Source organism: Fulvivirga sedimenti, from assembly GCF_020328055.1.
The window spans coordinates 1305319-1317489 of the sequence record NZ_JAIXNE010000001.1; the positions used below are offsets into that span (position 1 = coordinate 1305319).

The window sequence follows — 12171 nt, forward strand, 5'->3', positions numbered from 1 at the left end:
TTTCAGAATATGGTTCCCATCCAGCCATTGACTACTGACTACCTGCCTGCAGGCAGGCCTGCCCTCCGGGAGGCGGGCTGACTATAAAAAAAGGCTGCCCTTTCGGAGCAGCCCATTTTCAAATTCATTTGATTTAATTATTCAGCCGGTGTTGAAGGGGTGATTCCCATGTTTTTCAGCACCAGGTCAGACACATCATATTGCTCATCGGCATAGAGAACAACATCGATACCTCCTACCTGTCCGTTCAGCACGTAGGTATATCCATTCGCTTTTGCGACAGCTTCGATGGAATCACCGATCTTCACATAAAGCGGCTGCATGAGGTCGCTCGTCTTCTTCTGAATAGTTGACTGAGCATCCTGCTGCAGTTTCTGGATACGCTGTTCCAGTTGAGCAAGTTCAGTCTCTTTCTCCTGACGGATGGCATCTACCATGGTGGACGCACCCTGCTGATAGGCCTGCAGCTTCTGCTGATATTCCTGATATTTTGCCTGTAACTGATTCTGAAGCTGCGTGTTCAAAGACTGCAGTTCGGATTCAACTTGTTTCGTTTCCGGCATTTCAGAAAGAATGTAATCAACATCCGCATACCCAATTTTTACATTTTGCGCCTGAAGCGTTACTCCCGCCATCAGGAAACAAGTCATTAAGGCTAGTACAAATTTCTGTTTCATTTTATTAAAGTTAATCGTCAATTACTATTTTATGGTGTCAGATGGATCTCCCAATCCAAGTTCATCTAAAACAAAGTCAGTATAATCATGGCGTGGGTCTGTATATACCATCACCAGATCTCGTGACTTATCAAACATTACCGCCAGTTGTTGTTCCTTACTCACGATTTCAATCGCATCAAAGATCTTATCCAACAACGGTTTCAGCAATTCCTGCTGCTTTAGAAAAAGCAGGCCCTCAAAACCAAAAACTTTCTTTTGGTACTCTTTTAGAGCGACTTCCTTTTCCTTTATCTCAACGAGACGTTCTTCCTTCATATCGTCGGTAAGAAGTACTTCCTCCGCCTTGAGTTCCGAATACATTTCGTCAATTTCCTTTGACATGCCAATAATTTCTTCCTGCCATCCCAAAGAAAGCTTATCAATTTCACTTTGTACCTCGCGATACTCGGGCAATTGATTCAGAATATAGTTGGTATCTACATACCCGAATTTCTGCCCGTATAAAGGTACTATCGAAAATAGTGCCAAAATGAAAACACATACGTTTTTCATGTTATCGAATTTGTTGTCCGATGGTAAACTGGAACAAAGCTCCCTGTGTTTCGGTCCTTCCCGGAAGCACATCAAACCCATATCCCCAGCTGATTCCAATCAAACCGAACGCCGGCATGAATATCCGCGCCCCAAAACCGGCAGACCGGTAAAGGTCGAACGGATTAAATTTATTAAAAGTATTCCAGTTATTACCACCCTCGGCAAAAAGGAAACCATAAATAGTTGCCGCCTGTCCCGTTGTCACAGGATAACGTAATTCCACACCGAACTTATTGTATACCGTACCACCTTCAATGGTATTCTGTGTAAATTCAGAAACGGCAAGGCCATAATTCGGCGGTGTGATCACGTTATTATCATAGCCCCTGAGGCCAATAATATCCGTACCCAGCAGGAAGTTGTTACCTGACAATCCGTCACCACCCAGATAGAAACGTTCGAAAGGACCAACACCCACCGATTTATTGTAGGAGCCAATGAATCCAAAGTGCATTTTGGTTTCCAGCACAAGTTTTCCGATAACGGTCATATAAAACTTGGCATCGAACATCCATTTATGATATTCAATCCATTTGTAACGTTCCGAATTCTCGCGGTTTCTGATTTCCGCTGCATACTGAGAGCGAAGAAACAGATCTCCGGCATCCGGGAATTGCGCATCCACATCGCCGTACACATCTTCTATTTCAGCAGACGACAATTTCCAGTATTCATCGCTTTTGAACAGGGAGTATGGTGGCGTAAAGGATGCGCTCAGGCTAATAGATGACCCGCTTTTCGGATACATCGGATCATCAATACTGTTACGCGCCAGGGTAAAGTTCAGCGTAAAGCTATTGGCAGGCCCGTCTGAGAATCCAAGACCCCTCGTACCGTAGTTTTCCAGACTGTATTGCAGGTAAGACAATGAGTTGGTAAGCTGGAAATAGTTGTCGGGCCACTGAAGGCGTCTACCCAAGCCTACTGTTATCCCTTTTACACCCAGTTTGGCATTATACTCATTAAATGGAGGGAAAAATTCTCCACCCGCCGAATTATAATCCACAACACGCGCCCGCTGAACCGAATAGTTCAGACTGAGGGTAAATGAATTCGGCTTTCTACCGCCCAGCCATGGCTCCGTAAAGGAGAATGAATAATTCTGGAACTGCCGGCCGTTGGCCTGTGCACGTATCGCCAGTCGCTGACCGTCTCCAACGGGGATCGGTGTAAACTTCCCTTTCATCATATTACGAAGAGAGAAGTTATTTAAAACAAGGCCCAGCGTACCAATGAATCCAAATTGGGCCCCAAATCCTCCCGAAAGTTCTATCTGGTCACTTGATCGCTCTACAAGGTTCCATTCGATGTCAACGGTTCCATCCGCCGGATTGGGAATTGGGTTCGGACTGATCTGTTCCGGATCGAAATAACCTAAACTGGCAAGGGTCTGGTTTGTCCGGATAATGTCATAACGACTGAACTTACGTCCGGGAACGGTATACAATTCCCGTCGGATCACGTGATCCCTTGTGCGGTCATTTCCTTTGATGATGACATTCTTGATGGTTGCCTGCTCCCCTTCACTGATACGCATCTCAATATCGATACTGTCACCCTCAACCGCCACTTCTGTCGGATTGATACTGAAGAACAGATAGCCATTATCATAGTATAAACCGGAAATGTCCGGGCCCTTCGGGTTAAAGGTCAACTTGCGGTCGATCATTTCCCGGTTGTAGATATCCCCTTTATTAATTCCCAGTACATCATCAAGTGCGGCATCCGTATAGATATAATTACCTGTCCAGATGATATTTCTGAAGTAGTATCGGTTACCCTCCTCCACTCTCATAACAACATTGATCGTATTGTCATCTACAGCATAGATCGAATCTTCCACAATCTGTGCATCACGAAATCCCCTGGAATTATAATAGTCGATAACCAGCTTCTTATCATCCTCAAAATCCGATTTTATGAACTTGGATGAACGGAAAAAATTCAGCTTTATATTATCGTTGATGAATGCCTTCAGATCGCTTCCGGTGACGTCATAGCTTGAGTCGACAAACTCCACCATCTTCTTCGGGGAGACACCAGCCACTGTCTCGGCTGCTCTTTTAAATATGGAAACCCGTGCTTTTTCATGGGTTGATTTCATTTTCGACTTCAGCTTGGCATCCTCGATCTCATTGTTACCAATGAATTCAATTCGGTTGATACGAACTTTAGATTTCGTATCAATCACGATTCGAAGCTTCACACCATCTGTATTGATCGTATCCTCCTCCTGAATGACATTTACCTCTGTATTCAGGAATCCTTTATCAACAAAATAATTTTTCACCGTCATCTCGGTATTTCGAATCACGGCATCTGAAATAATCTTTCCCCTGATCAGGTTCAAATCTTCGCGAAGATCCGATTCCTTTGAGGTTTTGATCCCTTCGAATGTAAAGCCGGTTAGGCGGGGGCGTTCATTAAGAACGAGCGTGAGGAATATATTTTCACCTTCAATTTTGTCTATCCTCAGGGCAGCATCACCAATCAACCCGTAGGTCCAGAGTTTTCGGATCGCATTGCTTGCCTTGTCGCCGGGGACTTTTATTTTATCTCCGACTTTCAATCCGGTAAGTGAGATCAGGGCATTCTTGTCGAGTACGCGCAGCCCCTCCACTTCAATGCTGGCAATAGTATATTCCTGCGGCCGCGCATAATTTGCAACGCTGCTTTCTTCCCTGGGAGTGGGCTCCTGATTGTTTCGCTGTCTTCTGATCTGGGACTCCGCTTCTGTTACGAGCAGACAAACCAATATCACTAAAAATATCTTTCTCATCAATCAGGGTTTCACTTGTTCACTAATCCTACCAAATCTACGTTCTCGTTTCTGATACGCCAAGATTGCTTCATAAAGATCATTTTTTCGAAAGTCCGGCCACAACGTATCGGTAATATAGATCTCAGAGTATGCGATTTGCCAAAGAAGAAAATTGCTGATGCGCATTTCTCCACTGGTTCGGATCAGCAACTCGGGATCAGGTATTCCTTTCGTGGTAAGATATCCGGCAAACATTTCGGAATTTATTTCATCGCTTTTTATTATCCCTTTTTCTACGTCACGGGCAATTTTTCTTGCTGCTTGAGTAATCTCCCATCGCCCGCTATAGCTTAAAGCTAATACGAGGGTTAACCCGGTATTGTTTCGGGTCATTTCCATTGCTTCGTGAAGTTCATTCTGACAACGATTCGGGAGGCTCTCCGTCTCACCAATCGTTGTTAACTGAACATTATTATCCTGCAAGGTGGCAATCTCATTCTTAAGCGTGGAAACAAGCAATTGCATCAGTCCGTTGACCTCGTGCTTCGGCCGTCCCCAATTTTCGGTAGAAAAAGCATATAGTGTCAGATGAGAAATCCCGAGTTCCGCACACCCCTCTGTCACCTCACGCACAGCCGTAACCGCATTTTGATGACCAAAAATACGGGCAGCACCCTTTTTCTTGGCCCATCGGCCATTCCCATCCATTATGACAGCAATATGTCTAGGAAGGTTGGAAGGCGATATATTTTCTTTCAGATTTCCCACAAGGGTGCAAAATTAACCGGATTTAATGAATTTACCTGATATCGACAGGTGTTTTTACTTTCTGCGATATCTTTTCTGGTATGGACTAACCGGACAGGGGATTGTATAGAAGGAATAAGTAATTGAAAACCCGCCGTAATAGTAGAGATCATTATCGTATTTATTTCCGTATTGATAGTCTTTTGTCACTCCGTCACCATCGGAAACATTGTCCAGATAATCAAAAAATGTTTTTCGTGCACCTAGTTCAAAGCCGATATACCATTTCGGGTTAAGAATATATTTTACACCTGCGCCAAAGGGAATGGCTGGCTGAATATTACTGTAATCTTCCGGCTTATCTTCATTCCCGGCGATTCCAAAAATTGCCAGGCCTCCGAAAAAATAGGGAGTCCAGCGAATCGGGTAATTTTCCTGGCGCCATTCGAGGAAATGATACTCCAGCACGCCGGAAGCTTCAAATACAAAAATATCGAACGAGGCATCCCGCCTTTCTGCAAACGGATCTATAGGATAGTATTCATCCCATCCGACCATCTGTCCGGCTGTAATAGCTGCCCGAAAACTAAGCGCATCATTCATATTATAGCGAACAAAGCCGGTTGCCGCAGGGCGTGTGGTTTTTAAATGCAGACCGCGTTCCAGGTCACCGATATAATTAAACCCACCAATTCCCAGACCGATCTCATACCCCTGCGCATGCACGGAGACACCCAAAATCGTCATAATCAGGGTGAACGCTAATGCGCAACATGTTTTTCCTGCCTTATATTGCATATTATCTGAATTTGGCACGGAGGAATTTACCTCCTACCACAAATGATATCTTCAGTGAGGTAACGACGTAGATATCATTTTCATTATCATTACCCCTCACATTATCAGGAAATTCACTACCAAAACCAGAAATTACCTGGTAAGTATTGCCATCCCGCCCTGTAATGGTAGTAACTCTGCCTGAGATAAATGACTGAAAAGCTTCGTTATTCCGGCTGTCTCCGGATAAAGCATCGGTGGGTTCCAGGCTCCGATCATGCAGATAACGTGCAAGATCACTATCAAAAACACCGGGATCGACGTAGTTCTGACTAACATCATCCAGATAATCAAAAAATAAATATCGAACGCCTGTTTCAAAGGTAATGTCCATTACCTGGTTCAACCTGTAGCGAATTCCTATTCCAACCGGTATGGCAACCTGCCACTTTTTGTACGGTTCTATTCCGTGATTCGCATCGGTATCCAGTAGTGGAGCATATTGCCCCTCAGTCCCAATTTCCTGAAGATCCACCCATTCACCCGCTTCAGGTAGTCCGCTATTCTCCCCCACATACGCTTGTGGATTGTGATGCAGCACTGCAACCCCGGCATAAACGAATGGTGTGAATTGCACACGACTGATATATGTATTTTCATTTTTAAACAGGTCAAACATGGCCACGATGCTCAGTTCCTTGATCCTGTTTCTGAATTGCAGATTCCTTGCATACCGGAAAATTCCGTCTGAATCATTGGGGTCTGCCGATTCAAAATCATTCCCCCGGATGCCCCCGTAATTGAATGAGGTGCGTAGTGTGTAACGCGGTCCAAATCTGTGCCCCCAAAATAAACCAACCCCGGGTTGAATCAATGAAAAGTCGGTGCTGAACATCTTCGAGGAAGGCGCAAGGTCACCGAAATAATTCATGCCATTGACAGAGAGCCCGATATAATTATAGCGTCTTTCCTTGCCAAAACCTTTTTTCCGACCTTTATAACTGGAAATCTGCCGTCTGTTCTTCTTTATTTGACGACGGTTCAACTGGGAATACCCTTCATAGCTCATTCCCATGATAAGGAAAATCGAAAGAATTAAAACACTTAACTTTCTCATTTAAACATCGTTAAAAGTCAACCAGACTGACACAATTAGTAAAAGTATAATATAAAATGGTAAAGTAAAAAATTAATTTCTTGCGTCCAGACCCCAGTTCAACTTCTGCCTGAGAGTTCTGAAATAGCTGTATCCTTCAATTTTGACCAACTTTGCCTTGAAATCTTCCTTTCTGATAACCAGCTTAATGCTGTCATCCACGGTCTCGTATCGTGAATCCAGCGATACTAAAAAATGTTTACTACGGCCCTCAATAGTGAACGACAATTCAGCTTCATCAGGCACAACCATTGGCCGAACAGTGAGGTTATGCGGACTTACCGGAGTGATCACAAAATTATGGGATCCGGGGATCACAACCGGACCGCCGCAACTGATTGAATATCCCGTTGATCCGGTTGGGGTACTGATAATAATTCCGTCGGCCCAATAAGAATTCAGGAATTCACCATCAAGATAGGCATGAACAGTGATCATGCTTGACGTATCCTTTTTTAGAATGGCCACATCATTAAGGGCGAAATTCAGCCCGTTGAATAACTTTTCTGAGGCATCCAGATGCAAAAGCGTGCGCATATCATAGCCGTATTCACCGTTGCTGATCTTACTCATGGCCTCATCAAATTCTTCCCTTGCTGTTGTAGCGAGAAAACCAAGACGGCCGGTATTGATCCCAAGAATTGGTATTTCCTTATTACCCACATGAGTTACGGCTTCAAGTAATGTTCCGTCACCGCCAATGGAAAATACCATATCTGTATCGGCGGGAAGTTCGCGGTAGGAAGTGCCAGAGTGATAGTTTATTTTGTTTCGCTTCAGATCTGAAGTGAACTGTTTTGAAATGGTAAATTCCCATTGGAATTCTGTTAACCTGTCAAAAACATGCTGGATAAATCCGGAAATTTCCGAAGTGAATTCCTTCCCGTGAATGGCGATTTTCATCTGTTCTCAGTTAAATATCCAGATATTTCAATAACATATCGAGGCGATCTCTTTCCTCATCCTGAATATTTGTCTCCTGAAACCTCGCAATAATTTTATAGCCAAATCGCTCGAATGTCGCCACAATGTGATTCAGTTCGAGCCGGTTAATTTTAATCGTCACCTTTAACTTATTCGGGTCAAGCTCATCGATCTTCACGCTGCTGCTGAGTATTTTGGCGTTATTCTCCTCCACCAGCCGGCTCATTTGAGCCAGGCTGTAATCAATCTGATTTACAGATAGAACTATGATACCTCCTGGCAATTGCACCGCAGCACTTTGGGCAAATGCGGTGATCGTATCCTGCACTGTAATTGCCCCGATATAATTTTCAGCCTCATCAACCACACCTACGGTCTGAACATGATATTCTGAGGCCAGCTTAAGAACTTCATAAAAATGTGACCCGCCTTTTACCACACACTTCTGACCCATCAGCTCAAAATCACCAACAACCTTTTCAATGTCATTCTCTTCCAGGATCAGTTCTTCTGAAAGCAGACCAATAAATTTTCCCTGATCAATCACCGGAAGCTGGTTGCACCGCAATTCTTCCATCCAGATAATGGCTTTATGCGCATCATCCGTCATTTTCAATGGTGGAATCATGTGATTAATCAGTTCCTCGGCAGTCATGACGTTTCGTTCAGATATGCGTCCAAAATTTTGTTAAATTCTTCGGGCTGTTCCATCATCGGGGCATGACAACATTTATCGATGAAATGCAATTCTGAATTCGGTATCAGCCGATTGAATTCATGCGCTACTATGGGGGGTGTAATTGTATCGTTCAATCCCCAGACCAGCAAGGTGGGCTGTTGAATTCGATACAGTTCATCTGAAAGATTATTTCGTTGTGCCGATTTAGCTATGGCAACAATGCGCATACATTTCGGTATGCTTTTCAGCGTATTGAAAACCTCATCGACCAGCTCATCGGTTGCCACTGCAGGATCATAGAAAGTATATCCTACCCGCTCTTTAACGTATTCATAGCTTCCGCGTTTGGGAAATGAACCACCCATTGAATTTTCAAAAAGTCCGGAGCTTCCTGTAAGCACAATCCTTTTTACTTTCTCAGGATTATCCAATGTGTATAACAGGCCGACATGACCTCCCAGTGAATTCCCGATAAGTGTCATTTCAGAAAGCTGCATTTCATCCACAAATTCCCGAAGAAACACGGCAAGGCCTTCGAGACCCGCCTGCCTTATGGGAATATCGTAAATGGGTAGCATTGGAATGATAACCCTGTAATTCTTGCTGAAATGATTAACGACGCCTTCCCAGTTGCTGAGTGCCCCGAACAAACCATGCAAGAGTACAAGATTTTCACCCTTGCCCTCGTCAATGAATTTAAAGTCTTTCTTTTCTTTAAGTGTTAACGTCATTTTTTACGTCTTGCGGCCTGTGCAAAGTAAACAAAAAAGAATAATTATACGGTCATCGAGTAACATTCTACCCAATTTTGCAGTATTTGAATTCCGAAATCGGTCAGTATAGCTTCCGGATGGAACTGAACTCCATGAATCATTAATTCAATATGCCTGAGAGCCATTATTTCACCATTCTCTGATCGGGCGGTAATCTCAAGTTCCGATGGAAGATTTTCAAGGATCAGTGAATTATATCTGACCACGGAAAAATCTGAAGGGAGTCCTCTGAACAATATATCGGACGTATCTGCATTGATCCTGCAAACTTTGCCATGCATTGGCTTTTCTGCCCTGATCAGCTGTCCTCCATAATACTCACCAATCGCCTGGTGCCCGAGGCAGATTCCGAGAACCGGAATCCGGCCTGCATAGAAGTCCAAAACCCGCATCAGGTGTCCTGCCCGGGCCGGAATTTCCGGACCCGGACTGATCACCAGTGCCTCATATTCTCCCTCAATTAGTTGCCCAAAATCCTCATCATTCCGGCGTACCTGGCATTCCTTACCCAATTGACCAAAATAATCAACAAGATTGTACGTGAATGAGTCATAGTTGTCCAACAGCAGGATCATATGCCGATTTCAGATCGCAGGGAATCAAACAAATCATTGGCAAACGGCAAAACCACCGCGATCCATGACATTAACTCCTCACTCATGGGGCGCAGGTAGGGATATAGCAAAGATCCTTCGGTCCATGTCTCGGGAAGAGATATGCCGAATGTATCGAGTACCCAGAGCACCACACTTACGCCAAGCGCAAATTTAAATAGGGCCAGAACTGCTCCGGCAAGCTTATCCACAGCCCCGAGAGGAGTAGCATGAACCACGCTTTTAAGCGCTTTGCCAACCCATTTTGTAAGAATAAGTACAACAATAAAAATTCCCACGAACGATATTAACGGAAGCCAGGCTCCGTCAAGGTTGAAATTGTCGCGCAGCAGTTCGATACCAACATGCAACAGCTTGAAAGCCGCCAGCAGGCCAATAATGAAAGCGAGAATACTGAAAAGCTCATGAAGAAACCCTTCGCGAAATCCGGAATATGCACCAACAATGAGGGGGACGAGAAGGACGATATCTAAAACGGACATTAGTGCTGCGTTAATTTCTGTTTTACGAGATCTGCGATGGCCTTGCCATCTGCCTTACCTGCAAGCTGCTTTGTTGCCATTCCCATAACTTTGCCCATATCCTGCGGACCGGCAGCGCCGGAAGAGGAAATAATCGAGTCCAGCGCCTTACTCAATTCTTCACTGCTGAGCTGTTTCGGCAAATACCTTGAAATCACCTCAAATTCAAATTCTTCTTTTTCAGCAAGTTCGGGCCTGTTTTCCCTGATATAAATATCGGCTGATTCTCTGCGTTGCTTTGCCGCCTTGGTAAGCAATTTAAGTTCTGCATCTTCAGAAAGTGTCCCACCTGAACCCTTTTCCGTTTCTGCCAGCAGGATCATGGACTTGATACTTCGCAAGGCGGTAAGCTCTTCCTTTTTCTTCTGGCGCATAGCATCTTTAATATCCTGATCTATCTGTTCCTTTAATGTCATCTTAACTGATTTTAGTACCTTTACCAGGTAATTCATAAACATGGTTCGACTGAGTGTAAATATCAATAAAATCGCAACGCTTCGCAATGCGCGTGGAGGAAATAACCCCGATGTGGTTAATGTGGCTTTGGATTGTGAACGATTTGGAGCAGAGGGCATTACGGTTCACCCCCGGCCTGATGAACGCCACATCCGATATCAGGATGTAATTGACCTGTCATCAGTAGTAACAACCGAATTCAATATTGAAGGATATCCTGACGACCGGTTCATGCAACTGGTAAAAAAGGTAAAACCTCATCAGGCAACCCTGGTTCCGGATTCGCCCGATGTGCTTACTTCAAATGCAGGATGGAACACAAAGGAACATGGTTCCATGCTTTCCGATATCATCGCTGAACTTAAAAGTGAAGGAATCCGAACCTCTATCTTCCTTGACCCGGATGAATCTATGGTGTCTTCAGCAGTGAGCACAGGAACAGACCGCATTGAACTCTACACAGAGTCCTATGCCAGGAATTACGAAAATAACAGGGAAAAAGCCATAGAGCCATATATAAGAACGGCGGCGGCAGCACACAGTACGGGACTTGCCATCAATGCCGGACACGATCTCGACCTGGAAAACCTAGCTTATTTCACACAGCAAATTCCCTACCTGAGTGAAGTAAGTATTGGCCATGCGCTCATCTGCGATGCCCTTTATTTCGGTCTGGAAAATACGATTCAGTTGTATCTGAGAGCCTGCGGTCATTACCGCTAGGCAATCAGGAAGGATCCCTGCCGTCTTTATCTTCACTTACACTACCTAACCCGGATACATTGGACTGTACATTTTTAGGGTTTCCGCTGTAGCTAACTCCCCCAATTCCGCTAACATCGGCGAACAGGTCCTGGGTGACGTACACCTTGGCCCCACCTACACCGCTGATCGAAACGCGACAGCTCTTACTTTCAAGCTTATCTCCATCATATCCTCCGGCACCGCTCATGGAAATCGACTGCTCTTCCGCACTGCCCTGCAGTTTTACGGCGCCCGCCCCTGAAATATCCAGATCGAGCTTTCCCAGGTCAACGCGCATGTCGACCTCTCCGGCTCCCGACATGGATATTTTCAAATAATCACCATTCACAGTTTCATTAGCACGCAGTGAAGCAGCCCCGGAAACTTCAATAAGATCGACTGATTTGTAATTAATGATGATTTCAGAACGATCGGATGGCCTGATTTTTTTATCGGAACTGATTTTTAAAGACCGGCCGATCGTTTCTACCTGAATATGGTCCATAAGGTTCTCATCGGTAGTGATGACCACACCCGGATCATCGGATTGCTGAAGGGTAATCCTGAAGTTTCCAAGTAATTCGATTTCTTCAAAATCACTTGTTTCACGTGATTCTGTAATGATTTGACCGTTGCCGCGTTCACCCAGATCCAGGTTACAAGCGCTTAACATGATCAGGATACCCATTCCGGATATTGCTGAGATGCGTGATAAATAGTTCATTTTGATTTTTGTTGGTTGTTG

At 44.5% G+C, this 12171-nt stretch carries 14 protein-coding genes; 1 reads left to right on the forward strand and 13 read right to left on the reverse strand.

The genetic code is table 11. From position 1 onward, the window contains the following. Positions 1–137: 137 nt before the first annotated feature. From LDX50_RS06050 to LDX50_RS06105, 12 genes are all read right to left on the reverse strand, one after another. Complete coding sequence (locus LDX50_RS06050; protein ID WP_225697513.1) at positions 138–677, reverse strand: OmpH/Skp family outer membrane protein; 540 nt, start codon at positions 675–677, stop codon at positions 138–140. A gap of 24 nt (positions 678–701) precedes the next feature. Continuing rightward, positions 702–1232 (reverse strand): OmpH/Skp family outer membrane protein, encoded by a 531-nt coding sequence (locus LDX50_RS06055; protein ID WP_225697514.1) that lies wholly within the window; start codon positions 1230–1232, stop codon positions 702–704. A 1-nt stretch (position 1233) separates the two neighbouring features. Then, positions 1234–4053: a BamA/OMP85 family outer membrane protein gene (locus LDX50_RS06060; RefSeq protein WP_225697515.1), complete on the reverse strand. Its 2820-nt coding sequence runs from the start codon at positions 4051–4053 to the stop codon at positions 1234–1236. A 3-nt stretch (positions 4054–4056) separates the two neighbouring features. After that, the gene (locus tag LDX50_RS06065; protein WP_225697583.1) at positions 4057–4794 is read right to left on the reverse strand and encodes an isoprenyl transferase; all 738 of its coding nucleotides are present in this window, start codon (positions 4792–4794) and stop codon (positions 4057–4059) included. 63 nt (positions 4795–4857) lie between these two features. After that, positions 4858–5580, reverse strand: coding sequence for a type IX secretion system protein PorG (gene porG / locus LDX50_RS06070; protein ID WP_225697516.1), 723 nt, complete (start codon positions 5578–5580; stop codon positions 4858–4860). A gap of 1 nt (position 5581) precedes the next feature. Beyond that, a complete protein-coding gene (locus LDX50_RS06075; protein WP_225697517.1) occupies positions 5582–6676 on the reverse strand; it encodes a DUF6089 family protein in 1095 nt (364 codons plus the stop codon). Between the two features lie 72 nt (positions 6677–6748). Further along, a complete protein-coding gene (locus tag LDX50_RS06080; protein ID WP_225697518.1) occupies positions 6749–7618 on the reverse strand; it encodes an NAD kinase in 870 nt (289 codons plus the stop codon). A gap of 10 nt (positions 7619–7628) precedes the next feature. Beyond that, positions 7629–8294 (reverse strand): CBS domain-containing protein, encoded by a 666-nt coding sequence (locus LDX50_RS06085; protein WP_225697519.1) that lies wholly within the window; start codon positions 8292–8294, stop codon positions 7629–7631. Next, positions 8291–9049 carry an alpha/beta fold hydrolase gene (locus LDX50_RS06090; RefSeq protein WP_225697520.1) on the reverse strand — a complete coding sequence of 253 codons (759 nt, stop codon included), beginning with the start codon at positions 9047–9049 and terminating at the stop codon, positions 8291–8293. The genes LDX50_RS06085 and LDX50_RS06090 overlap by 4 nt, the downstream gene beginning before the upstream one ends. Before the next feature lie 44 nt (positions 9050–9093). Further along, a complete protein-coding gene (locus tag LDX50_RS06095) occupies positions 9094–9666 on the reverse strand; it encodes an anthranilate synthase component II (protein WP_225697521.1) in 573 nt (190 codons plus the stop codon). Then, on the reverse strand, positions 9663–10187 hold the full coding sequence (locus tag LDX50_RS06100) for a CvpA family protein (RefSeq protein ID WP_225697522.1): 525 nt from the start codon (positions 10185–10187) through the stop codon (positions 9663–9665). The genes LDX50_RS06095 and LDX50_RS06100 overlap by 4 nt, the downstream gene beginning before the upstream one ends. Continuing rightward, positions 10187–10642, reverse strand: coding sequence for a GatB/YqeY domain-containing protein (locus tag LDX50_RS06105; RefSeq protein WP_225697523.1), 456 nt, complete (start codon positions 10640–10642; stop codon positions 10187–10189). Before LDX50_RS06105 ends, LDX50_RS06100 begins: the two co-directional genes overlap by 1 nt. A 40-nt stretch (positions 10643–10682) precedes the next feature. Between LDX50_RS06105 and LDX50_RS06110 the strand changes: the two genes are divergently transcribed. Then, complete coding sequence (locus LDX50_RS06110; protein ID WP_225697524.1) at positions 10683–11405, forward strand: pyridoxine 5'-phosphate synthase; 723 nt, start codon at positions 10683–10685, stop codon at positions 11403–11405. A 4-nt stretch (positions 11406–11409) separates the two neighbouring features. On the opposite strand, the gene LDX50_RS06115 is transcribed toward LDX50_RS06110, so the two are convergent. Then, the gene (locus LDX50_RS06115) at positions 11410–12150 is read right to left on the reverse strand and encodes a head GIN domain-containing protein (protein ID WP_225697525.1); all 741 of its coding nucleotides are present in this window, start codon (positions 12148–12150) and stop codon (positions 11410–11412) included. Positions 12151–12171: the final 21 nt, after the last annotated feature.

What these genes read in the sequence shown, in the direction of transcription:
- LDX50_RS06075 (WP_225697517.1), bottom strand. Translation starts at nt 6,676, where the DNA reads ATGAGAAAGTTAAGTGTTTTAATTCTTTCGATTTTCCTTATCATGGGA.
- porG (WP_225697516.1), bottom strand. Translation starts at nt 5,580, where the DNA reads ATGCAATATAAGGCAGGAAAAACATGTTGCGCATTAGCGTTCACCCTG.
- LDX50_RS06085 (WP_225697519.1), bottom strand. Translation starts at nt 8,294, where the DNA reads ATGACTGCCGAGGAACTGATTAATCACATGATTCCACCATTGAAAATG.
- LDX50_RS06055 (WP_225697514.1), bottom strand. Translation starts at nt 1,232, where the DNA reads ATGAAAAACGTATGTGTTTTCATTTTGGCACTATTTTCGATAGTACCT.
- LDX50_RS06105 (WP_225697523.1), bottom strand. Translation starts at nt 10,642, where the DNA reads ATGACATTAAAGGAACAGATAGATCAGGATATTAAAGATGCTATGCGC.
- LDX50_RS06080 (WP_225697518.1), bottom strand. Translation starts at nt 7,618, where the DNA reads ATGAAAATCGCCATTCACGGGAAGGAATTCACTTCGGAAATTTCCGGA.
- LDX50_RS06050 (WP_225697513.1), bottom strand. Translation starts at nt 677, where the DNA reads ATGAAACAGAAATTTGTACTAGCCTTAATGACTTGTTTCCTGATGGCG.
- LDX50_RS06095 (WP_225697521.1), bottom strand. Translation starts at nt 9,666, where the DNA reads ATGATCCTGCTGTTGGACAACTATGACTCATTCACGTACAATCTTGTT.
- LDX50_RS06100 (WP_225697522.1), bottom strand. Translation starts at nt 10,187, where the DNA reads ATGTCCGTTTTAGATATCGTCCTTCTCGTCCCCCTCATTGTTGGTGCA.
- LDX50_RS06090 (WP_225697520.1), bottom strand. Translation starts at nt 9,049, where the DNA reads ATGACGTTAACACTTAAAGAAAAGAAAGACTTTAAATTCATTGACGAG.
- LDX50_RS06110 (WP_225697524.1), top strand. Translation starts at nt 10,683, where the DNA reads ATGGTTCGACTGAGTGTAAATATCAATAAAATCGCAACGCTTCGCAAT.
- LDX50_RS06060 (WP_225697515.1), bottom strand. Translation starts at nt 4,053, where the DNA reads ATGAGAAAGATATTTTTAGTGATATTGGTTTGTCTGCTCGTAACAGAA.
- LDX50_RS06115 (WP_225697525.1), bottom strand. Translation starts at nt 12,150, where the DNA reads ATGAACTATTTATCACGCATCTCAGCAATATCCGGAATGGGTATCCTG.